Raw genomic sequence first — 21617 nt, 5'->3', positions numbered from 1 at the left:
ATCAAGGGGCGCGATCTGGATCCTGCGCGGAGAGGGCGTTCGCGAGATAGTCCTCCGGATCGCGGAAGAACGCTTCCATGACGCGGTAGTGGGTGGTCTCGCGGAAGGCGATGGGGCGGAAGCCGGAGCGCGTGGTTTCGAGCAGGGTGGCGTTCGGATAGGCCATCAGAAGAGGCGCATGGGTCGCAATAATCAGCTGGCCTGTTCCGGCGCGCTCGATGTCCGCGATTAGACGCAGGAATTCGAGCTGGCGGGTCGGTGACAGCGCTGATTCCGGCTCGTCGAACAGGAAAATGCCACGCCTCAGGCAACGCTCGCCGAAGAAGCGCAGAAACCCTTCGCCATGGGAATGCGACAAGAAGTCGGGTGGCAAGGCGCTGGCATCACGTGCGGCATCGTCGAGGTAGCGTGCGACGGAAAAGAAGGTCTCCGCCTTGAAGAACCAGCCGGTGCTGACCTTGGGCAGCCAGCCGGCCCGCAGCACCGAGCGCAGGACGTCGCCCGCCACCTCGACCGCGCCACTGTGATCGACCGGCCGATAGCCGGCTCCGCCGCCCGCCTGGTCGAAGCCGATCAGACCGGCAAGGCCTTCCAAAAAGGTCGATTTGCCGGTGCCGTTTTCGCCGACGATGATGGTCACGGGCGTCGGGAAGTTGACGTCGAAACCGTTGGCGAACATCGGCAGGTCGAAAGGATAGCCCTTTGCAGGCGGTACCGCCGTTTCGTCGATCCAGACCCTTTTCAGGAAGGGCGGACGAAGCAAAGAGGGTTTATTGCGCGCCACGATCACCTCCTCGAGCATTGCGACCGGCCGCAGCACCGCGTTCGTGCGGCATTATGCCGGCTGCAGCAGGTCCCACAGATTGCCGAACGGGTCTTCGAAGACGGCGACGATGCCATAAGGCTCGTGGCGCGACGCTTCGTGGAAGCGGACGCCGGCTGCGGTGAAGGCGGCGTGGTCGCGCACAAAATCATCGGTATGGAGGAAGAACCCGACGCGACCGCCGGCCTGGCGACCGATCGCCGCCGCCTGGTCTGCATTCACCGCTTTGGCGAGCAAGAGCGCAGTCTCCGCCGCCCCCTTGGGCCGGACGACCACCCAGCGCTTGCCCTCTCCCATGTCCTGATCTTCGAGGAGGTCGAAACCGAGCGCGCCGCAATAAAAGGCGATCGCCGGTTCGTAATCAGGCACGACCAGGGTGATGCGGGCGATGATCTGCCTCATGCGCGGCGGCCTCCCATCCTCAAATCCCCGGCGGCGGCATGACGGCCGGTTCGGTGTCGGGTCCCGGCTTGCGCTTCAAGTTGCGGCGGATCATGCCGAAATCGGCGCCGCCGATCGCGAAGGCGAGCGTGAAATAGAGGACCATCGACAGGCCGATCAGCAGCACCAGCGCCGCCAGTTGATGGAGGAGCGCGGTTCCGGGCGTCAGCCAGTCAGCCAGAAAATCCGCCGCATAATTGAGCGCCGCCGCCATGATGATCGTGGCGATGACGAGCCGGACGACGCGCGAGAACAGCGCCGTTTCCCAGTGCCAGTGGCCACGCCGAACCAGGACGAAGAAGAGGATGACGGCATTGACCCATCCTGCCGTCGCCTCCGCGGTCGCGATGCCGCGCTCGCCGAAGAACGGGAAGAGCGAAACGGCGAGTGCGCAATTGACGAGCACGGTGAGCCCGGTGATGCGCATCGGCGTCCTCGTGTCTTCGCGCGCGAAGAAGCCGGGATTGAGCGCCTTGGTCATGACGAAGGCCGGCAGGCCGAGTCCGTAGATGGCAAGCACGCTGCCGACGGTTGCCGTGGTGGCGGCCGAAAAGGCGCCGCGTTCATAGAGCACGCGGACGATCTCGTCGGAAATGACCCAGAGCGCGCCCGCTGCCGGCAGGGTCAGGAACAGGACGAATTCGAGCGAGCGGTTCTGGAGATTGTCGGCCTCCTTGCGCGCGCCGGATCGCAGGGCCCGCGACAGTTCGGGCAGCAGCACGACGCCGACGGCAATGCCGACCACGCCGAGCGGCAGCTGGTAGACGCGATCGGCATATTGCAGCACGGCGATCGCGCCATCTTTCGTCGAGGCAATCATCTGGCCGATGATCTGGTTGATTTGGGTGATGCCGCCGGTGACGGCGGCGGGCAGCGCCAGCCAGAGCAGGCGTTTGACATTCTCCGTATAGCGCGGCCGACGCAGGCGGAAGCGCATGCCGGCATAGCGGACACCGGCATAGAGCACCGCCATCTGCAGAAGGCCGGCCACCAGCACGCCCCAGGAGAGATACCAGGCGGTCGCCAACGGATCGGCGCCACTCCACAGGCCATAGGCCAGCGCCGCGATCAGCGTGACATTGAGGAAGACCGGTGCGATCGCCGCCGCAAAATAATGATGCAGCGAATTGAGCATGCCGGAGAGCATGGCGGTGAGCGACATGCACATCAGGTACGGGAACATCACGATGGCGAGCTTGACCGTGATATCGAACTTCTGCGGATCATCGACGAAGCCCGGTGCAATGATCGTCGAGACGATCAGCGGCATGGCGAGTTCCATGACGATGGTGATCAGCAGCAGGACTGTAAAAAGGACGCCCAGCACCTCTTCGGAGAAGCGCTTGGCGCCCTCGATCCCGTTCGCCTCGATCTCCTTGGCGAAGAGCGGCACGAAGGCGGCGTTGAAGGCGCCTTCGGCGAAGAGGCGACGGAAGAGATTGGGAAAGCGGAAGGCCGCATAGAAGGCATCGGCCATCGGGCCGGTGCCGAGGGCCGCGGCCATCAGCGTCTCGCGCGCAAAGCCCAGAACCCGGCTGCCGAGGGTGGCGCCACCAACGGTGGCGAATTTTCGGACCAGGCTCATCCTTCGATCTTTGCCTTGCGGACGGAGGCGCGGGCCGAGGCGGCCGGCGCGATCATGCCGGCCGGCATACGATCGCGCGCCTCATCCGCTTCCCCCGCCATGACCGGCTTCAGGCGCGCGACGATATTGGCGTGGCGCGATTCATTGGTGATCTTCGCGCCCACCAGGTCGGTCACGTAGAAGGTGTCGATCACCTTCTCGCCGAAGGTGGTGATATGGGCCGAGCGGATATCGAGCGACAGGTCGGAAAGCACGGCGGTGATCTCCGACAGCAATCCCGTGCGGTCGAGGCATTCGATCTCGATGACCGTGAAGGCGTTGGACAGCGAATTGCTGATGGTGACGGCGGGCGGCACCGTGAAGGCCTTCGGCCGCTTGCGGCTCTTCGTCCGGCTCGCGATCACCTCCGGCAGATGCTTGCGTCCCGCCAGCACGTCTTCGATCATCCGGCCAATGCTTGCCGCGCGGCGCAGCTCGTCGTCATCGGCGGGGAACTCGCGGTTGATGAGGATCGTGTCCAGTGCCCGGCCGTCGGTGGTGGTGAAGATCTGCGCATCGACGATATTGGCGCCAGCCGCGGCACAGGCGCCGGCGATGATGGCGAGCAGGCGCGGATGGTCGGGCGCCAGAACGGTGATTTCGGTGATCGCGTGGAACTGGTGCGTGCGCACCATGGTTGCCAGCGTCTTGTCCGCCTTGTCGGTCTCGCGGATGAACTTCGCATGCCGCACCTGATCCTCCAGCGGCACCGAGAGGAGATAAGGCTGGTAGTGCAGATGCGCATAGGCCTTGCGGTCCTTCTGACTGAAGGTGCTCAAGGCCTCGAACAGCATGTCGGCGGCATGCGCCGCCCGCTCCTTGCGCGGCACGTCGGAGAAGCCCCCGGAGAGCAAGAGCTCGGTCTCGTAATAGAGCGTGCGCAGGAGTTGGCCCTTCCAGCCGTTCCAGACGCCGGGGCCGACGGCGCGGATGTCGCAGACGGTCAGGATCATCAGCATGCGCAGCCGCTCCAGCGATTGCACGCGCTCGGCAAAGTCGAGAATGGTCTTGCGGTCGTTGAGGTCGCGCGTCTGCGCCACCATCGACATGGTCAGATGTTCTTCGATCAGCCAGGCGACCGTGTCGATCTGCTTTGCCGTCAGCCGGAAGCGCGTGCACAGGCGCCGTGCCAGCCGGGCACCCGCCGCCGAATGATCCTCCGGGCGCCCCTTGGCCACGTCGTGCAGCAGCACGGCGACATAAAGGGCGGTACGGTCTTCGACCGCCGGCATGAGCTTCACCGCCAGCGGATGGATTTCCTCGTCCTCGCCACGATCGATCCGCGAAAGGATGTCGACGGCGCGCAGCAGATGCTCGTCCACCGTATAGTGGTGATACATGTTGAACTGCATCATCGAGACGATCCGGCCGAAGTCCGGGATGAAGCGGCCGAGCACGCCAGCTTCGTTCATCCGCCGAAGCACCAGCTCCGGCGTGCGCCGCGAGGTGAGAATCGACATGAACAGGCGGTTTGCTTCCTCGTCCTCCCGAAGCGCCGGCGTAATCAGCGACAGCGACCGGGTGACCTGCTTCAGCGCCGCCGGATGAAATTCGAGATCATTCACGTCGGCGATGTGGAAAAGGCGGATCAGATTGACCGGGTCGTCCCGGAAAACATCCGGATTGGCAAGCGCGATCCGGCCGCCATCATCGACGAATTCGAGCGAGCCGGGGATCTTGCGGATGCGGCGGCGCAGGCGCGTGATGACATTGGCGAAGCCGGGACGGTTCTTGGCCTGCTGGTCCTCCAGCGCCGCACAGAAGATGCGGGTGAGGTCGCCGACATTCTTGGCCACCAGGAAATAGTGCTTCATGAACCGCTCGACGGCGGTCAGGCCCGGATGGTCGTGATAGCCGAGTGCCTCGGCGATTTCCCGCTGGATATCGAAGGAGAGCCGCTCCTCCGCCTTCCCGGTCAGGAAATGCATATGGCAGCGCACCGCCCAGAGGAAGTCGTCCGACTTGCGGAACAGATTATATTCGGCGCGCGAGAGAACGCCGAGAGGGACGAGATCGGCCGATTCGCGGACGCGGTAGTAATATTTCGAGATCCAGAACAGCGTGTGCAGGTCGCGCAAGCCGCCCTTGCCTTCCTTCACGTTCGGCTCGACCAGATAGCGCGTGTCGCCGGCTTTCCGATGGCGCTCATTGCGCTCGTCCAGCTTGGCCGCGATGAATTCCGGGCCGGTATTGCGCACGATCTCGTCGTCGAAGCGCCGATCGAGCTCCTCGGTCAGCGTGGCCGTGCCGCAGATCAACCGCGTCTCGAGGATCGCCGTGCGGATCGTCATGTCCTCGCGCGACAGGTCGATGCACTGGTCGACCGTTCGCGTCGCATGGCCGACTTTGAAGCCCATGTCCCACATCAGATAGAGCATGAACTCGATCGCCGGCTCCGCCCAGGGCGCCTTGCGCGCCGGCAGCAGGAACAGAAGATCGATATCCGAGCCCGGCGCCAGGGTGCCGCGCCCATAACCACCAACCGCCGCGATCGCGATTCGCTCCGCCTTCGGCGCTTGGGCGGCGGCAAAGATGTGATTGAGCGTGAAATCATGCAGGACGGTGATCAGCTGATCCTGCAGGCGCGAGATGCGTTCGGCACACTTGAGGCCACTGCCGTCTTCCTTCAGGCGCTCGTAGGCGCGTGCCCGACCCGCGGCATTGGCCTCCTTGAAAGCAGCCAGCAGGGCTTGGCGCATCTGGTCGCGATTGTCGGCATGCACCGAGGCGATCATCTCGCAGCGGGCGCGCAGGTTCGAAATGTCGAGTGAATCAGGAACGTGCATCTTCATCTTGCCAGCGACCGGCCGGATAGGCTGGGGCCCGGCCTCTTTTGCGAGCCGCTGCTTATGCATGCGCCATCCAACCTCTCACCGCGGAGCTGGAGGGCGCCTCCTGGGGTCTTGCCCCTGCGCACGCCGGCTCAATTGTTTCAAGATCAATAAACAAGAAGCCTTGCCAAGTCGTTTCGCTCGTCGCTGTGGGAGATCTGGTCTCCCCTTTCGCCGCAGCGCAGCTCTCGTTGGCGCAGACATCGTCTCTCGCCGGGCCAAGGTCAAGCCCCTTGCGGCGCTGAGGTGAGGCGGCCGTCAGCCTTTTGCCAGCTCCGACTTCAGCGCGTAGAGCGCGTCCATCGCCTCGCGCGGGGTCATGTCGTCGAGGTTGAGCGCTTTCAGCCGCGCCTCGACCGCCGAGGGCTTGACGCGGGCGGCCTCCTCCCGGCGCAACGCGACCTGGAAGAGCGGCAGGTCGTCGATCAGCTGGCTGGCCGGGTTCTTGCGGTCGGCATCCTCGAGCTTGGCCAGCACATCGCGCGCCCGGGCCACCACGGCCGGCGGAAGCCCGGCAAGACGCGCGACCTGGATGCCATAGGAGCGATCGGCCGCCCCCGGCCCGACCTCGTGCAGGAAGACCACCTCGCCATCCCACTCCTTCACCCGCATGGTGACATTGGAAAGCCGGGGGAGCTTTTCCGACAGCACGGTCAGCTCGTGGAAATGGGTCGCGAACAGGCCGCGGCAGCGATTGGCCTCATGCAGATGCTCCACCGCCGCCCATGCGATCGACAGCCCGTCGAAGGTCGCCGTGCCGCGGCCGATCTCGTCGAGGATCACCAGCGAACGGTCGGTCGCCTGGTTGAGGATCGCCGCCGTCTCCACCATCTCCACCATGAAGGTGGAGCGGCCGCGGGCGAGATCGTCTGAGGCGCCGACACGCGAGAACAGCCGGTCGACCGTGCCGATATGAGCGGCGGTGGCGGGCACATAGGACCCCATCTGCGCCATGATCGCGATCAGCGCATTCTGGCGCAGGAAGGTGGACTTGCCGCCCATATTGGGGCCGGTCAGCAGCCACAGCGCGCCATCCCCGGTTTCACTCGCGGGTGAGAGATCGCAATGGTTGGCGACGAAGGCCGCGGCCGCCTGGCGGCGCAGCGCCTGCTCGACGACCGGATGGCGCCCACCCTCGATGCGAAACATCTTCGAGCGATCGACCACCGGCCGGCGATAGTCCTGCTCCTCGGCGAGTACGGCGAGCCCCGCCGCAACATCGAGCACCGCGAGCGCGGCGGCTGCGGACTTGATCGGGCCGGCCGCGCCGACCACCTCGGCGCTCAAGGCCTCGAAGGCGGCATGCTCGATGGCAAGCGCCCGGTCGGCAGCGTTGGCGATCTTGGTTTCGAGCGCCGCCAGTTCCGTCGTCGTGAAGCGCATGGCGTTCGCCATGGTCTGGCGGTGGATGAACCGCGCCTTGGCCTCGCCCTCGGTCAGCGGTCCGGCATTGCCGGCAGTGACCTCGATGAAATAGCCGAGCACATTGTTGTACTTGATCTTCAGCGCCTTGAGGCCGGTCTCCTCGGCATAGCGCGCCTGGAGCGAGGCGATGACCCGGCGCGACTGGTCGCGCAGCGCGCGCATCTCGTCGAGCTCACCATCGGCGCCATCGCGCAGGAAATTGCCGTCGCGCTTCAACAGCGGCAAGTCGTCGGCCAGCATCTGCGCCAGCCGTGTCGCGAGATCGGCCGGCAAGCCGGCAAGTGCCGCCTTCGCCTCCAGCAGTTCCTCCGGCAGCTCGGCAGCGTCCAGGAGGCGGGCGATCTCCGCGGCCGCACCCGTGCCGGCCAGGATGGCGCCCAGATCCCGCGGGCCGCCGCGGCCAAGCGAGAGACGGGAGAGCGCGCGCGGCATGTCCGGCACGCGCTTCAGGGCGCTTCGCAGGTCGGCGCAAAGCGTCGGATCGTCGAGAATGGCCGCGACCGAATCGAGCCGGCGGCGGATGGCCTCGGGATCGGTCAGCGGCGACATCAGCCGCTCGGCGAGCAGCCGGGCGCCGCCGCCGGTGACAGTGCGGTCGAGCGCCTTCAAGAGCGCGCCCTCGCGGCTGCCGGACAGCGTCTTGACGAGTTCCAGATTGGCGCGCGTCGCCGGGTCGATGAAGAGCGTCGCCGCCGTGTTCTCCCGCTCGGGGATGTTGAGCGGCGGCCGCTCGGCGAGCTGGGTCTTCTCGACATAGCCGACCGCGGCGGAGGCCGCCGCCAGTTCGGCCCGCGAGAACTGCCCGAACCCATCAAGCGACTGGACGCCATAGTAGCGGGCGAGACGATTCTCGGCTGTCGCACTGTCGAAGAGCACGGCCGGCTGCGGGGTGGCGACGCGGCCGATCACGTCCAGCACGGGGCGGAGTTCCGGATCATGAAACAGCGTATCGGCGAGGATTAGCTCGCGCGGCTCGATGCGCAGAATATCGGCGAGCAGCCGCGTTTCGTTGGTCTCCGCCAAGCGGAAGATGCCGGTGGAGATATCGATCCAGGCAAGTGCCAGGTTCGCGCCGGCGCCGCCCCTCACCCGAGTCAGCGCCATCAGATAGTTGCTCTCGGAGGCGACGAGCAGCTTGTCTTCGGTGATGGTGCCGGGTGTCACCAGCCGCACGACATCACGCCGCACGACCGATTTCGAGCCGCGCTTCTTGGCCTCCGCCGGATCCTCGATCTGCTCGCAGACGGCGACGCGGTAGCCGAGCGCGATCAGTTTCTGCAGATAGTCGTCGGCGGCATGGATCGGCACGCCGCACATGGGGATGTCCTGGCCGAGATGCTGGCCGCGCTTGGTGAGCACGATGCCGAGCGCACGCGAGGCCTCCATCGCATCGTCGAAGAACAGCTCGTAGAAATCGCCCATGCGATAAAAGAGCAGCGAGCCCGGATTGGCCGCCTTGATCTCGATATATTGCTCCATCATCGGCGTGGCCTTCAGGGGCGCCGCCTGACTGTCGACAGACGGCGGATCTTCGCCCATCGCCTCGCCGCCCGAAGATGACCGATCGCTCACAAAAGCCATTCCCGACCCCAAAAACAAGGTGGCAGACTAGCCATCGGCGTCTATAGAAGGCAACGAGAATGAAGGGAGGCGAGGAGGCCACCCACAGAAGCTTGGGAGGAAACGGCATGGTGGACGAACGCAAGGCGCGGCGCAGCGGCACGGCGGTGACGGATCAAGAGGCGCTGCAGTTCCACGCCGAGGGCCGGCCCGGCAAGCTGGAGATCACGCCTACCAAGCCGATGGCGACGCAGCGCGACCTGTCGCTCGCCTATTCGCCGGGCGTCGCCGTTCCCGTCAAGGCGATCGCCGCCGATCCGGCGACGGCCTATGATTACACGACGCGCGGCAACATGGTCGCCGTCATCTCCAACGGCACGGCCATTCTGGGTCTTGGCAATCTCGGCGCGCTCGCCTCCAAGCCGGTGATGGAGGGCAAGTCGGTGCTCTTCAAGCGCTTCGCCGATGTCGACTCCATCGACCTGGAAGTCGATACCGAGGATGCGGAGACCTTCATCAATTGCGTGCGCTATCTCGGCCCCTCCTTCGGCGGCATCAACCTCGAAGACATCAAGGCGCCGGAATGCTTCATCGTCGAGCAGAAGCTGCGCGAGATCATGGATATCCCGGTCTTCCATGACGACCAGCACGGAACGGCGATCATCGCCACCGCCGGGCTCATCAACGCGCTGGAACTGACGGGCCGCGACCTGAAGACGGCGCGGCTCGTCTGCAACGGTGCCGGTGCCGCGGCGATCGCCTGTGTCGAGCTCATCAAATCGCTCGGCTTCAACGCCGACAACATCATCATGTGCGACACCAAGGGCGTGATCTATCAGGGCCGCACCGAGGGCATGAATCAGTGGAAATCCGCCCATGCCGCCCGCACCGACCGGCGCACGCTGGAAGAGGCGATGGAGGGCGCCGACATCGTGTTCGGCCTGTCGCAGAAGGGCGCCTTCTCTGAAGACATGATCCGCTCCATGGCGCCACGGCCGATCATCTTCGCCATGGCCAATCCCGATCCGGAAATCACGCCGGAAGAGGTGGCGGCGATCCGCGACGACGCGATCATGGCGACCGGGCGCTCCGACTATCCGAACCAGGTGAACAACGTCCTCTGCTTTCCCTACATGTTCCGCGGCGCGCTCGATGTCCGCGCGACGACCATTAACGAGGACATGAAGATCGCCGCCGCCCGCGCGCTGGCCGAGCTCGCCAAGGAAGACGTGCCGGATGACGTGGCCGCCGCCTATCAGGGCAATCGGCCGCGCTTCGGGCCGCAATACATCATCCCCGTCCCCTTCGATCCGCGGCTCATCTCCTCGATTCCGGTGGCGGTCGCGAAAGCGGCGATCGCAAGCGGCGTCGCGCGCAGGCCGATCGCCGATCTCGCCGGCTACGCCCGCCAGCTTTCCGCCCGGCGCGACCCGATCGCTTCGACGCTGACCCGCATCTTCGAGCGGGTGCGCCGCAATCCGAAGACGATCGTCTTTGCCGAAGGCGAGGAGGTGCAGATGATGCGCTCGGCGGTGGCCTATGCCACGCAGCAGCTCGGCACGGCCATGCTGCTCGGCCGGGAAGACCGGATGCGCGAGACGGCGGAGCGCGAGGGCATCGACCTCAACCGCCCGGGCATTCAGCTCGTCAACGCCCGCATCTCGCAGCGCACCGGCGCCTATGTCGATTATCTCTATGCCAGGCTGCAGCGCAAAGGCTTCCTGTTCCGCGATGCGCAGCGGCTGATCAACCACGACCGCAACCACTTCGCCGCCTGCATGGTGGCGCTCGGCGATGCCGACGGCATGGTGACGGGGATCACCCGCAATTACTCGACCGCGCTCGACGACGTGCGCCGCTGCATCGACCCCAAGCCCGGCCACCGGGTGATCGGCGTGTCGCTGGCGCTCTGCCGCGGCCGCAACGTTCTAGTCGCCGATACGGCGGTCCACGACATGCCGACGGCGGAGGAGCTTGCCGATATCGCCGAGGAGGCCGCGGGCCTTGCCCGCCGGCTCGGCTATGTGCCGCGCGTCGCCATGCTCGCCTATTCCACCTTCGGCCATCCCTCCGGCGAGCGCTCGGAGCGGGTGCGCGAGGCGGTGGACATTTTGGATCGCCGCCGTGTCGATTTCGAATTCGACGGAGAAATGGGGGCGGATGTGGCGCTCAACCCGCAGCTGATGGAGCAATATCCCTTCTGCCGCTTGTCCGGCCCCGCCAACGTGCTGGTCATGCCCGCCTTCCACTCGGCCTCGATCTCCACCAAGATGCTGCAGGAACTGGGCGGTTCGACCGTCATCGGCCCGCTGCTCGTCGGCCTCGACAAGGCGGTGCAAATCGTGCCGATGGGCGCGAAGGATTCCGATATTGTCAACATGGCGGCGCTCGCCGCGCATAATGCCGGCCGATGAGGCGCAAAGAGAGGTCCCGGCCGGAGCTGCGGCCGGGCAGCGTCAGGCGAAGAGCTGGCGCAGATGGTCGTTCAAGAAGATGCCGGCGGGATCGAGCTTCTCCCGCAGCGCCTTGAAGTCGGCGGCGCGCGGATAGAGCGTCGTCACATCCTCGGCGGTCAGGAAATGCAGCTTGCCCCAGTGCGGGCGCGAGCCGAACTGGCGGAGAATATCGTCCACGTCCTTCAGATAGGTCCAGTAATCCGTGCCGGGCTCCCCGGAGACCGAGAGCGTGATCGAATCCTGCTCGAAGAAGGGGCTGATCCAGCCGGGGTCGCCGGCGGTGAAGCGATATTCGATCGGGTAGATGCAGGTCGGATGCTTGGTCAGCATCAGCTCCCGCACCTGCCGGCAGGCTTCCTTGCCGTAGCGCACGGGCACGGCATATTCGAGCTCGTGGAAATTCGGCACATATTCGATCGGATAGATCTCCGAGGAATAGGCGATCTTCTCGAAGCCGCGCTCCATCGCCGGCTGATCGGTGATGTCGATCACCTTCATCTCGCAGACATCGTGCAGACGGTCGGTGGTCGAGACGGAGGCGGTGTCCGGCAGGCAGTAGCAGTGCCGGCTTTCCGGAACCGGGCACCAGAAGAAGCCGAAATGGCGGTGGCTGGCGGCAAGATCGTCATGCTGCTCCATGCATTCCTCGAAGGTGCAGCGCCAGAGCTTTTCATGCAGATTGTAGCTGTCCATCGCCTGCAGCGTGATTTCGGAGATCACGCCCAGCATGCCGACCGAGACACGGGCGGCGTTGAGGAGATCCGGGTCCCGCTCGTCGACCACGAGGATGCTGCCATCCGGCTGGACGAGCCGCATGCCGACGATCTGCGAAGCCATGTTGCCGAGCGCAGCGCCCGTGCCATGCGTGCCCGTGGTCAGCGCGCCGGCCAGCGCCTGGCTGTCGATGTCACCCTGGTTGATCAGTGACAGGCCGTTCTGCTTCAAAATCTTGCCGAGCGTGTTGATGGTCGTGCCGGCCGAGACCGAAACGCGCTTGCGCTCATGGTCGATGCCGGTGACCCCCTGCATGCCGGAGAGCGTCAGATGCAGCCCGCTCGTCAGCGCCACCGGCGTAAAGGAATGGCCGGAGCCGGCGCAGCGGACGGCAAGTCCCTCGCCGGCTGCCGTGGCCACCATCTGCGAGAGCTCCGCCTCGCTCGTCGGCGCGCCGCGACGGCGCACGATGCAGGACTGATTCCCCACCCAGTTGCGCCAGTGCCCGCCGGCACTGAGGCCGCTTTCGCTCTCCAAACTCTTGCCGATCCCACTGTCCATGCCGTTCTCCCTCAGGCTCACTTGGCCACGCCGCTCAGACGGCGGTGAAGCCGTTATCGACGAAGAGATGGGTGCCGTTGATGAAGCTCGCCTCGTCGCTGGCGAGGAACAGCGCAGCCTGCGCAACCTCGATCGGCTCGCACATGCGCCCCTGCTGGGCGGCGATCGCCGCATCGGAAACATCGACGCCATATTTCGCCAGCCCAACCAGCTCGCGCTTGCCGTGGTCGGTGGCGATGAAGCCGGGGCAGACCGCATTGGAGCGGATGCCGCGATCGCGAAACTCGACTGCGATGGCGCGGGCAAACATATGGCAGGCGCCCTTTGTGGTGTCGTAGAGCACCTCCATCGGCGTCGCCGCCACAGCGGAGATGGAAGAGGTAGAAACGATGCTGCCGCCGCCAGCGGCGATCATGCCGGGCAGCACCGCCTTGGTCATCAGGAACATGGAGCGGACATTGACGGCCATCAGCCGGTCCCACTCCTCCTCTTCGACCTCGAGAAAGGGCCCGACGGCCAGGATGCCGGCATGGTTGAAGAGAACGGTGATCGGACCGAAGGCGGCTTCGACGGCCTTGACGGCCGCGGTCACCTCAGCGGAGACCGAGACGTCGGCGGGCGCGAAGATCGCCTCGCCGCCCGCTGCGCGGATCTGTTCGGCAAGCTCCGCCCCGCGGCTTCTCGGCAGGTCGACGATGCCGACCCGCGCCCCTTCCCGCGCAAAGAGTTCGGAGGCCGCCTGGCCGCAGCCGCCGGCGCCCCCGCTGATCAACGCCACCTTCCCCGCCAGCCTGCCTGCCATGCCCTGTCCCCACCTTCTTTGTTTGAAGGCAGTATCGGAGAGAAGCGGGCCGCTGTCGATATGGCAGCAAGACGAGTTTGATCAGGCGGCGTTGGAGGTCTGGTCGTCGCTCAGGAACGCATAGATGGCGGTGGCGGAATCGGTGCCACGCAGGCGGGCCACCATGTCGGAATCCCGCAGCACGCGGGCGATGCGCGACAGCGCCTTGAGATGATCCGCGCCGGCCCCTTCGGGTGCCAGCAGCAGGAAGGCCAGATCGACCGGCTGGTCATCCAGCGCTTCGAAATCGACGGGAGACTCCAGCCGGGCAAAGATGCCCACGATCTGGTCGAGACCGGGCAGCTTGCCATGCGGGATGGCGATGCCATTGCCGACGCCGGTGGAACCAAGGCGTTCGCGCTGGAGGATGACGTCAAAGATTTCGCGCTCGGGCAGGCCCGTGATCTTCGCCGCCTTGGCCGACAGTTCCTGAAGCAGCTGCTTCTTGGTCTGGGCCCTCAGAGCGGGGAGGATCGCATCCTGTTGCAGGAGACCTGCCAATGCCATGTCGTAGTCCCTCGTTTATGAGGCTGACGCCGGCAGCCCTGCCGCCGGCGCGATCCTCTTCAACCGATCCGGCCGGGCGGCTGTTCCGCTCGCCCGTCCCGATCGGGTTCTGCGCAGCCAGCCTTTGAAAGGGCTTCTCGCTGCGCGCCTGTTCAGCCCTTCATGTTGGCTGCGTCGATCCAGCCGATATTCCCGTCCGTCCGGCGATAGACGATGTTGAGGTCTTCCTTGCCGGGGCTCTTGAACATCAACACCGGGTCGTCGGTCATATCGAGCGCCATCACGGCATTGGCCACCGACATGGTGCGGATCTGCTTGGAGCTTTCTGCCACGATGGTGGGTGCGAAATCCTCCGGCAGTTCCTCGTCCTCGTCGGGGATCGAGTCCATCACGGTGTAGGCAATCTCGTAGCTGCCGTGGCCGTTGCCACTGTGGTGATCCTTGAGCCTGCGCTTGTAGCGCCGGATGCGCTTGGCAATGCGGTCGGATGCGGCGTCAAAGGCAGCCTGCGGGTCGTTGGCCTGACCGTTTGCCTGCAATGTCGCGCCGGAATCCAGATGGACCTTGCAGTCCGCGCTGAACCGCGCCCCGGATTTTTCCACTGTGACCTGGCTCGAATAACCTCCGTCGAAATATTTCGTTACCGCCTGGGAGATCTGGTCCTCGATACGAAGGCGGAAGCTTTCGCCGATTTCCATATGTTTACCGGACACACGCACACTCATGGAGTTTCCTCTCTTTCGTGATTTGCGGGTGTCAGTTTATTCCAAGCGCCCCCGACCTCCAAGCGATTCAGACGGGACGGCGCTGACTGTGGCGTGATCGGCAAGGTTTGGCAAAGTCTGCCTTGCTGATCGCACCAATCTGGGGCGGGCCATTACGACAGGCGGCACAGGGAGTCAACCGACCGGCGCCGCCGGCCAGAACCCTGTAATCCTGACGTGTCAGGCCATGGCCTTGGCAAGCGCCCGCTTTTCGCGCCGGCGCTGAACCGAGGATGGGATGTTCATGGCTTCACGATACTTGGCGACCGTGCGGCGCGCGAGCTCGATGCCGCTCTTCTTCAGACTGTCGACGATATCGTCGTCCGAGAGCACGGCTTCCGGGCTTTCCAGCACGATCATGTTGCGGATCCGGTGACGCACCGCCTCGGCCGAATGCGCGTCCCCGCCCTCCGCCGAGCCGATCGACACGGTGAAGAAATATTTGAGCTCGAAGACGCCGCGGGGCGTCAGGATATATTTGTTGGAGGTGACGCGGCTGACGGTCGATTCATGCATCTTGATCGCGTCGGCAATGGTCTTGAGATTGAGCGGCCGCAGATGATCGACGCCATAGAGCAGGAAGGCATCCTGCTGGCGCACGATCTCCGTCGCGACCTTCATGATGGTCCTGGCACGCTGGTCGAGGCTGCGGACCAGCCAGTTGGCGTTCTGTAGGCATTCGGAGAGGAAGCTCTGGTCGCTGCTGTTCTTCGGCGCGTGGCGGGCGACGGTCGTGTAATAGACCTGGTTGACGAGGACACGCGGCAGGGTTTCCGGGTTGAGCTCCACCGCCCAGGTCCCGTCCGGCGCCGCGCGGACGATGATGTCGGGCACGATCGCCTCGCAGGGCGACGTTTCAAAGCAGGTGCCGGGCTTGGGATCGAGCGTGCGGATCTCGGCCAGCATGTCGATCAGATCCTCCTCGTCGACGCCGCAGAGCTTTTTCAAGCTCTGGAAGTCGCGCCGCGCCAGGAGATCGAGATGATCGATCAGCGCCGCCATGGCCGGATCGAGCCTATCGCGCAGGCGGAGCTGGATCGCCAGGCACTCGCCGAGCGAGCGGGCGAAGACGCCCGGCGGATCAAAGCGCTGAACGGTGGAAAGCACGGCTTCGACCTCGCCGATCCGGCATCCGAGCCGAAGCGCAATATCGGCGAGATCCGCATGAAGATAGCCGGCCTCGTCGAGCTGGTCGATCAGATGCTGGGCGATCAGCCGGTCGCGCACGCTCGTCAGGCTGAAGGGGACCTGTTCGGTCAGCGCCTCGCGCAGCGTCTGGCGGCTGGCGACAAAGTCTTCGAGGTCGAACCCGTCGCCGACATCGGCATCGCCGCCGCCCGGCATCGACTTCCACTGGCTGAGGAGTTCCGGCGCGTCGGCGCGCTGTGGGGCCCTGTCATCCGGGAAGACATTCTCGAAACTCTCGTCCAGCGCCTCGCTCAGGCGCTCGGCGCTGCCGGTCGTGGTGCCCTCGTAGAGATCGGCGCCATCGAAGCCGCTCACCTCCCGGCCTTCGGCATCGCTCTCGTCCCGCTCGTGCCGGCCGAGTTCCGCGGGCGCCTCGTTGTCTGATACGAATTCGAGGAGCGGGTTCTTCTCCACCTCCTGCTCAATGAACTGGGTCAGTTCGAGATGGGTCATCTGCAGCAACTGGATGGACTGCATCAGCTGCGGAGTCATGGCCAGGGTCTGGTTCTGGCGCAGGAAGAGGCTGGCCGACAATGCCATAGGAACGCGAAACTCCCCGAACTGTCCGTTCGTCGCCGGTCTTTTTCTGAAAGCTTTTCATCCGGCCGCGGAACTGGCCCAAAAATTGCTTATAAAATCGGTTTGGTCAAGCGTCAGTGTACGGGCTTCGTTTATCAGGCGCCGAGAAGCACGAAACGGTCAGTGATCCAGCGCGCAAACCACACCCGAGCAGGGCATGAGGATTCGCCGAGACCCGGCACGTCGCCGGATCCCGATCTTTGATTGAGATCAGCTTGTTAAGCAGGCCTTGATTGATGCGGAAGGTCGCGCGAAAGGGGCGATCCGTCAAGAGCCGGATGGCGCGGGTCGACAATTTTCCTGACGATCCGCGACAGGCAACTCCGTCTTCAAAGGCTGAAATTGTCGCCGAGATAGAGCCGTCGGACATCCGGATTGTTGACGATGTCGTCCGCCCGGCCATGGGTCAGCACTTCGCCGGCATGGATGATATAGGCTCGGTCGATCAGCCCCAGCGTTTCACGGACATTGTGATCGGTAATCAGAACGCCGATGCCGCGCGAGGTCAGATGCCGCACCAGCGCCTGGATGTCGGCAACCGAAATGGGGTCGACGCCGGCAAAAGGCTCGTCGAGCAGCATGAAGGTGGGATCGGTCGAGAGCGCCCGGGCGATCTCGAGCCGGCGCCGCTCACCGCCCGACAGAGAAACGGCAGCGGCCTTGCGCAGATGCGAGATCGAGAATTCTTCGAGCAGGCCGCGCAGCTTGATGTCCTGGCGGCTGCGGTCCTTCTCATGCAGCTCCAGCACGGCGCGGATGTTCTCCTCCACCGTCAGCCCGCGAAAGATCGAGGCTTCCTGTGGCAGATAGCCGACGCCGAGCCGGGCGCGACGATACATCGGCATCGTCGTCACGTCGTTGCCGTTGATCTCGATCGAGCCTTCGTCGACCGGCACGAGACCGGTGATCATGTAGAAGCACGTCGTCTTGCCCGCGCCGTTCGGACCGAGCAGGCCGACCGCCTCGCCCCGCCGGACAACGAGCGAGACGCCGTTGACGACGCGCCGGTCGCGATAGGCCTTCGTCAGGCCGCGCGCAATGAGCGTGCCCTCATAGCGCGCCTTTTCGGCCGCTGACAAAGGATCGGGAGCGCTCGCAGGCGCGTCGGGCGCCTTGCGCTTTCGGAGGGAGGGAAGGGCCACGGTCTGTCCGGCTGTCCTGGATGGTGCGGTGGATCAGTTGGTCTTTTGCGACTTCGGATCGAGCTGGATCTGGACCCGCCCGCCGCAGGCCTCGAGCTGGGCCTCGCCGGTCGCCATGCTGACATTGAGCTGGCAGCCCGTGAAGACATTCTTGCCTTCCGACAGCACCACCTGCTTGCCCTTCAGCACCAGCGTCTGCTGGGCCATGTTGAACTGGCCGGTATCGGCCGTTGCCTGCTGGGTGCCGGATTGCAGGAAGACCTTCTTGTCCACCTCGATCCGGTCGATCTGCGCATTGCCGCCGGAGATCGAGCCGCCGCCGGACTTGTAATAGACGACCATGTTGCCCGCCTGCAACGTGGTGGCACCCTGCACCACCTTCACATTGCCGGTGAAGATCGCCTTGCTTTCGGGATCCTTGATCTCCAGCTTGTCGCTCTCGATCTGAATCGGCTGATCATTGGAAAGCTTGAGGCCACTCATGCGGCTGGTCGCCTGCTGCGCGAGAGCCGGGAAAGCCGCCGCGAGAACCACGGCTGCGAAAGGAATTGCTTTCAGAAAAACTTTTCGGGACGAGCGATAGGCCGACATCAGGTGCACCGGGTTCGAGTGACGCGTTAGTTCTGAGCAGTCTTGCGGATCGTCTTGGGATCCACGACGACCTTCACCATACCCTCAAAGGTTATGACTTTTCCCTTATCCGTCATCTTCAAGGACTGCGCAACAATCGAACCGCCCTGCATGCTGATGGCGATCGGCGCCTCGCTGCGCATCTCGCCGGCATTGATGTCGAGATAGGCAGAACGGAAGTCAGCGGTTACGCCGCTGTTGAGGGCAATTGTAAAGGGCGCGTTCATATTGAGCGTGTTGGCGCCGCGGTCATAGATGCCGCTCGCCGCATCGACCGTCGCGGTCGTCTTGTCATTGACCGGCATCTCGGCGCGGATCTTTTCAAGCGTGATCATGTTGGGGTTGGCGATATCCTGCAGGGCCCGCTCGGCGCGCATCGAATAGCTGATGTCCTGCTTGTTGCGCCCGGAGATCGCCGGGTTCTGCATGACGATCTTGCCGTTCTCGATGGTCGCGGTCTCGATCTGGAGCTCCTCGGGCAGAAAGGCGCGCACGACGGAAACCGCGACGAAGACCGCCGCAATCGCGACGGCCACCAGCGGCAAGGCAATCTTCAGCCGTCGCACCCGGCGCGAATGACGCGCGGCGCGCGCATAGGCATCGGTGACGGTCGGCCCTGAATGCGGCAGGGCGCCGGGGAAATGCACATCATTCGCCATGGGAACCGTCTTGTTGCTCGATGTCAGCAGCCGTCGTCGGCGCGCGCCTGCTGAATAGTGCAACGAATATGGAGATTGTTTGAAAGAGAGACAATGGAGCGTCCGAATCTTTCGGAAAGCCGCGCGAACGGACCCCTCTGCCCGTCGCTTCACGTAGCTCCCATTCCTCTTTGCGTATTTCTCGCGTAAGAGCGATGTCCGCCTGCCGCCTCGGACGTCGTCCGGGCTGGTGGCCGAACGAGGGCTCTTTCATGGACCAATTGGGTTTTGCCGATCGGCGGCAGCTGCGCCGCAAGCTCGGCTTCTGGCGTCTTGCAACCATTCTGCTGATCGTGCTGGCGGCCGTCGTCGCCTGGCTTGTCTTTTCGCGAGGGGATGCGGGCGTCGGGCGGGATCATATCGCCCGCGTCACCATTTCCGGCGTGATCCTCGACGACCGTGAGCTGGTGGAGCGGTTGACGCGCATTGCCGAGACCAATGCGGTCAAGGGCCTGATCGTCAGCGTCAACTCGCCGGGCGGCTCCACCTTCGGCGGCGAAGTGCTCTATGACGCGATCCGCAAGGTGGCGGAGAAAAAGCCGGTCGTTTCCGACGTCCGCACGCTTGCCGCCTCGGCGGGCTATATGATCGCGCTTGCGGGCGACCGGATCATCGCTGGCGACACCTCGATCACAGGCTCGATCGGCGTCCTCTTCCAATACCCGCAGGTCAAGACGCTGATGGACAAGATCGGCGTGTCGCTCGAGGAGATCAAATCCTCGCCGCTGAAGGCCGAGCCCAACCCCTTCCATCCGCCGAGCGACGAGGCCAAGGCCGTCATCCAGGCGATGATCGACGACAGTTACGCCTGGTTCGTCGATCTCGTCGCCGAGCGGCGCCGCCTGCCACGGCCCGAAGCGCAGGCTCTTGCCGATGGCCGTATCTTCACCGGCCGCCAGGCCGTCGGGCTGAAGCTCGTCGATGAGCTGGGCGGCGAGCCGGCGCTCCGCCGCTTCCTCGAAAGCCGGAATGTCGCGAAGGACCTGCCGATCGTCGATTGGGAGCCGCCGAGCAACAGCCTGCCCTTCGGGCTCGGGTCCTTGAGCGCGGTGATCGCCCAGGCCCTCGGCCTCGACCCGGCGCGTCTTGCTGGTACGCTACCGGCGCTCGGCGCAAACAAGTTGTTTCTTGACGGTCTTGTTTCCGTTTGGCAGGTTGAAGGCCGCTGAGACTGCCGGCGGCCAAGGCTTGGGGCGGGCAAGGGACAACGATCATCGATCGGCCGGATCTCTTGCCCTGGCCGATGCCTGCATGACGGACATGAGCATGCAGGACTGGAGAAGGGCGCGGCAGGGCTGCAGCGCTCGGTTCAAGACAGACAATCCACAAAGGGGTGGCGGGTGATCAAGTCGGAACTGGTTCAGATCGTTGCGGCGCGCAATCCCCATCTCTATCACCGCGATGTCGAAAACATCGTCAACGCCGTTCTCGACGAGATCACTGATGCGCTCTCGGCGGGCAATCGCGTCGAGCTGCGCGGCTTCGGGGCCTTCTCGGTCAAGAACCGCCCATCCCGCTCCGGCCGCAACCCGCGCACCGGCGACAGTGTCTTCGTCGAGGAAAAGTGGGTACCGTTCTTCAAGACCGGCAAGGAGCTGCGGGAGCGGCTGAATCCGGGCTCGGATCCCGATCTGGACATCGACGTCGACGAAGATTGAGAGCGGCGTCCGACCCCTTCCGCGCGAAAAGCGGATGTTGATCGCATGCCCCTGTTCACGATGCCGAGTGCTGCCCTATCTTCCCGCTCGACCACGCCTCGGTCTCATGCTCGACCCTTAAGCCGCGACTGAGCGGATGCGGCAAACGTGTGAGAGCCGGTTCACAAGGCGTGGTGCGGCACCTGTTTCGCGGAGATTTCTATGCTGGGAAAAGTGATCAATGTCGTGGTGTTCGTGCCGCTCGGCATCATTCTCATCGTGCTCTGCGTCGCCAATCGACAGTCGGTCAAGCTCGCCTTCAACCCGTTCGATCCCGCCGATACGGTTCTGGCATTCAACGCGCCCTTCTATGTCTTCCTGTTTCTTGCGCTGATTCTCGGCCTGCTGATCGGCGCGGCCGCCACCTGGTTCAGCCAGGGCAAGTACCGCCGCCGCGCCCGGACCGAGGCGAGCGAGGCCCTGAAGTGGCATCAGGAGGCCGAGAAGCGGCGCGCGGAGGCTGCGGCCGCCCAGCCCGCCCCTGCTCCTGCGGCTACCCCGACATTGTCCGCCGCACCTTCTGCCGGGCTGCTGGCCGCCAAGCCGCGCTGATCAGGCGGACTGCGCCTTCGCCGTCGCTGCGGCGGTGAAATCCGCGAAGAAGCGTTGGGCGATCCGGTTCGCGCCCGACGAGACGAGCTTCGAGCCGAGCTGCGCCAGCTTGCCGGAGACATCGGCGGTGATCGCGTAGATGAGCCGCGTGTCCCTTTCGCCCAGCTCCTCAAGCCGGACATTGGCGCCGCCCTTGGCAAAGCCGGCCAAACCGCCCTTGCCTTCCCCCTCGATCCGGTAGCTCCGCGGCGGGTTGAGTTCCGAGAGGGTGATCACGCCCGAAAAGGACATGGAGACGAAGCCGAACTTCACCGTCACCACCGCATCAAGCGTGGTGGGCGAGGTCCAGTCGAGCATCGAGCAGCCGGGAATACAGGCCTTGAGAACCGCCGGATCGTTCAGCGCCGCCCAGACATCCGCCCGCGGCAGCGCGATGCGTTCCTCCCCGACCATCTCCATGCAGCGTCCCCTTCAAGATCCAGTCCGTGCATGCGCCCGGGCGCTCGAATGTAAGTTGGGATAGGACTTTGCCAAGAGCGGCGGCGATGCTATTTGCAGCCGGATCATGACATGTGGCCCGAAAC

The 21617-nt window shown here is 64.6% G+C and carries 18 protein-coding genes; 4 read left to right on the top strand and 14 right to left on the bottom strand.

Annotation, left to right across the window (positions count from 1 at the left end):
* Position 1: 1 nt before the first annotated feature.
* The 5 genes from ACLE20_RS10205 to mutS all read right to left on the bottom strand — a co-directional run bounded on the left by ACLE20_RS10205 (position 2) and on the right by mutS (position 8683).
* Complete coding sequence (locus ACLE20_RS10205; RefSeq protein WP_410940161.1) at positions 2-784, bottom strand: AAA family ATPase; 783 nt, start codon at positions 782-784, stop codon at positions 2-4.
* Between the two features lie 51 nt (positions 785-835).
* A complete protein-coding gene (locus tag ACLE20_RS10200; protein ID WP_410940160.1) occupies positions 836-1225 on the bottom strand; it encodes a VOC family protein in 390 nt (129 codons plus the stop codon).
* 19 nt (positions 1226-1244) lie between these two features.
* Complete coding sequence (murJ, locus tag ACLE20_RS10195) at positions 1245-2849, bottom strand: murein biosynthesis integral membrane protein MurJ (RefSeq protein WP_410940159.1); 1605 nt, start codon at positions 2847-2849, stop codon at positions 1245-1247.
* On the bottom strand, positions 2846-5680 hold the full coding sequence (locus tag ACLE20_RS10190) for a [protein-PII] uridylyltransferase (RefSeq protein ID WP_410940158.1): 2835 nt from the start codon (positions 5678-5680) through the stop codon (positions 2846-2848). Before ACLE20_RS10190 ends, murJ begins: the two co-directional genes overlap by 4 nt.
* A gap of 297 nt (positions 5681-5977) precedes the next feature.
* Positions 5978-8683 (bottom strand): DNA mismatch repair protein MutS, encoded by a 2706-nt coding sequence (mutS, locus tag ACLE20_RS10185; protein ID WP_410940234.1) that lies wholly within the window; start codon positions 8681-8683, stop codon positions 5978-5980.
* 149 nt (positions 8684-8832) lie between these two features.
* Here mutS and ACLE20_RS10180 point away from each other — a divergent pair, with 149 nt between their 5' ends.
* Entirely contained in the window at positions 8833-11118 is a 2286-nt protein-coding gene (locus tag ACLE20_RS10180) for an NADP-dependent malic enzyme (protein ID WP_410940157.1), read from the top strand.
* A gap of 42 nt (positions 11119-11160) precedes the next feature.
* Here ACLE20_RS10180 and ACLE20_RS10175 read toward each other — a convergent pair whose 3' ends face one another.
* The 8 genes from ACLE20_RS10175 to lptC form a co-directional block, all read right to left on the bottom strand.
* Positions 11161-12435, bottom strand: coding sequence for a D-arabinono-1,4-lactone oxidase (locus ACLE20_RS10175; RefSeq protein WP_410940156.1), 1275 nt, complete (start codon positions 12433-12435; stop codon positions 11161-11163).
* A 34-nt stretch (positions 12436-12469) separates the two neighbouring features.
* The gene (locus ACLE20_RS10170) at positions 12470-13237 is read right to left on the bottom strand and encodes an SDR family NAD(P)-dependent oxidoreductase (protein WP_410940155.1); all 768 of its coding nucleotides are present in this window, start codon (positions 13235-13237) and stop codon (positions 12470-12472) included.
* Positions 13238-13318: 81 nt separating this feature from the next.
* On the bottom strand, positions 13319-13783 hold the full coding sequence (gene ptsN / locus ACLE20_RS10165; RefSeq protein WP_410940154.1) for a PTS IIA-like nitrogen regulatory protein PtsN: 465 nt from the start codon (positions 13781-13783) through the stop codon (positions 13319-13321).
* Between the two features lie 152 nt (positions 13784-13935).
* Positions 13936-14508, bottom strand: coding sequence for a ribosome hibernation-promoting factor, HPF/YfiA family (hpf, locus tag ACLE20_RS10160; protein WP_410940153.1), 573 nt, complete (start codon positions 14506-14508; stop codon positions 13936-13938).
* Positions 14509-14727: 219 nt separating this feature from the next.
* Positions 14728-16275 carry an RNA polymerase factor sigma-54 gene (gene rpoN, locus ACLE20_RS10155; protein WP_410940152.1) on the bottom strand — a complete coding sequence of 516 codons (1548 nt, stop codon included), beginning with the start codon at positions 16273-16275 and terminating at the stop codon, positions 14728-14730.
* 368 nt (positions 16276-16643) lie between these two features.
* Positions 16644-17393, bottom strand: a complete 750-nt coding sequence (gene lptB, locus ACLE20_RS10150; protein WP_410940233.1) for an LPS export ABC transporter ATP-binding protein — start codon at positions 17391-17393, stop codon at positions 16644-16646.
* A 96-nt stretch (positions 17394-17489) separates the two neighbouring features.
* Entirely contained in the window at positions 17490-18047 is a 558-nt protein-coding gene (locus tag ACLE20_RS10145) for an LptA/OstA family protein (RefSeq protein ID WP_410940151.1), read from the bottom strand.
* 26 nt (positions 18048-18073) lie between these two features.
* Positions 18074-18745 (bottom strand): LPS export ABC transporter periplasmic protein LptC, encoded by a 672-nt coding sequence (gene lptC / locus ACLE20_RS10140; RefSeq protein ID WP_410940150.1) that lies wholly within the window; start codon positions 18743-18745, stop codon positions 18074-18076.
* 251 nt (positions 18746-18996) lie between these two features.
* Between lptC and sppA the strand changes: the two genes are divergently transcribed.
* From sppA to ACLE20_RS10125, 3 genes are all read left to right on the top strand, one after another.
* Positions 18997-19953 carry a signal peptide peptidase SppA gene (gene sppA / locus ACLE20_RS10135; protein WP_410940149.1) on the top strand — a complete coding sequence of 319 codons (957 nt, stop codon included), beginning with the start codon at positions 18997-18999 and terminating at the stop codon, positions 19951-19953.
* Positions 19954-20124: 171 nt separating this feature from the next.
* The gene (locus tag ACLE20_RS10130) at positions 20125-20442 is read left to right on the top strand and encodes an integration host factor subunit beta (RefSeq protein WP_410940148.1); all 318 of its coding nucleotides are present in this window, start codon (positions 20125-20127) and stop codon (positions 20440-20442) included.
* 201 nt (positions 20443-20643) lie between these two features.
* Positions 20644-21033 (top strand): DUF1049 domain-containing protein, encoded by a 390-nt coding sequence (locus ACLE20_RS10125; RefSeq protein WP_410940147.1) that lies wholly within the window; start codon positions 20644-20646, stop codon positions 21031-21033.
* On the opposite strand, the gene ACLE20_RS10120 is transcribed toward ACLE20_RS10125, so the two are convergent.
* Positions 21034-21492 (bottom strand): CoxG family protein, encoded by a 459-nt coding sequence (locus tag ACLE20_RS10120; protein WP_410940146.1) that lies wholly within the window; start codon positions 21490-21492, stop codon positions 21034-21036.
* Positions 21493-21617: the final 125 nt, after the last annotated feature.

It is taken from the genome of Rhizobium sp. YIM 134829, from assembly GCF_046546455.1.
This window is presented reverse-complemented; position numbering and strand designations above follow the sequence as displayed.

What these genes read in the sequence shown, in the direction of transcription:
- ACLE20_RS10200 (WP_410940160.1), bottom strand. Translation starts at nt 1,225, where the DNA reads ATGAGGCAGATCATCGCCCGCATCACCCTGGTCGTGCCTGATTACGAA.
- murJ (WP_410940159.1), bottom strand. Translation starts at nt 2,849, where the DNA reads ATGAGCCTGGTCCGAAAATTCGCCACCGTTGGTGGCGCCACCCTCGGC.
- ACLE20_RS10190 (WP_410940158.1), bottom strand. Translation starts at nt 5,680, where the DNA reads ATGAAGATGCACGTTCCTGATTCACTCGACATTTCGAACCTGCGCGCC.
- mutS (WP_410940234.1), bottom strand. Translation starts at nt 8,683, where the DNA reads ATGGGCGAAGATCCGCCGTCTGTCGACAGTCAGGCGGCGCCCCTGAAG.
- ACLE20_RS10180 (WP_410940157.1), top strand. Translation starts at nt 8,833, where the DNA reads ATGGTGGACGAACGCAAGGCGCGGCGCAGCGGCACGGCGGTGACGGAT.
- ACLE20_RS10175 (WP_410940156.1), bottom strand. Translation starts at nt 12,435, where the DNA reads ATGGACAGTGGGATCGGCAAGAGTTTGGAGAGCGAAAGCGGCCTCAGT.
- ACLE20_RS10170 (WP_410940155.1), bottom strand. Translation starts at nt 13,237, where the DNA reads ATGGCAGGCAGGCTGGCGGGGAAGGTGGCGTTGATCAGCGGGGGCGCC.
- ptsN (WP_410940154.1), bottom strand. Translation starts at nt 13,783, where the DNA reads ATGGCATTGGCAGGTCTCCTGCAACAGGATGCGATCCTCCCCGCTCTG.
- hpf (WP_410940153.1), bottom strand. Translation starts at nt 14,508, where the DNA reads ATGAGTGTGCGTGTGTCCGGTAAACATATGGAAATCGGCGAAAGCTTC.
- rpoN (WP_410940152.1), bottom strand. Translation starts at nt 16,275, where the DNA reads ATGGCATTGTCGGCCAGCCTCTTCCTGCGCCAGAACCAGACCCTGGCC.
- ACLE20_RS10145 (WP_410940151.1), bottom strand. Translation starts at nt 18,047, where the DNA reads ATGTCGGCCTATCGCTCGTCCCGAAAAGTTTTTCTGAAAGCAATTCCT.
- lptC (WP_410940150.1), bottom strand. Translation starts at nt 18,745, where the DNA reads ATGGCGAATGATGTGCATTTCCCCGGCGCCCTGCCGCATTCAGGGCCG.
- sppA (WP_410940149.1), top strand. Translation starts at nt 18,997, where the DNA reads ATGGACCAATTGGGTTTTGCCGATCGGCGGCAGCTGCGCCGCAAGCTC.
- ACLE20_RS10125 (WP_410940147.1), top strand. Translation starts at nt 20,644, where the DNA reads ATGCTGGGAAAAGTGATCAATGTCGTGGTGTTCGTGCCGCTCGGCATC.
- ACLE20_RS10120 (WP_410940146.1), bottom strand. Translation starts at nt 21,492, where the DNA reads ATGGAGATGGTCGGGGAGGAACGCATCGCGCTGCCGCGGGCGGATGTC.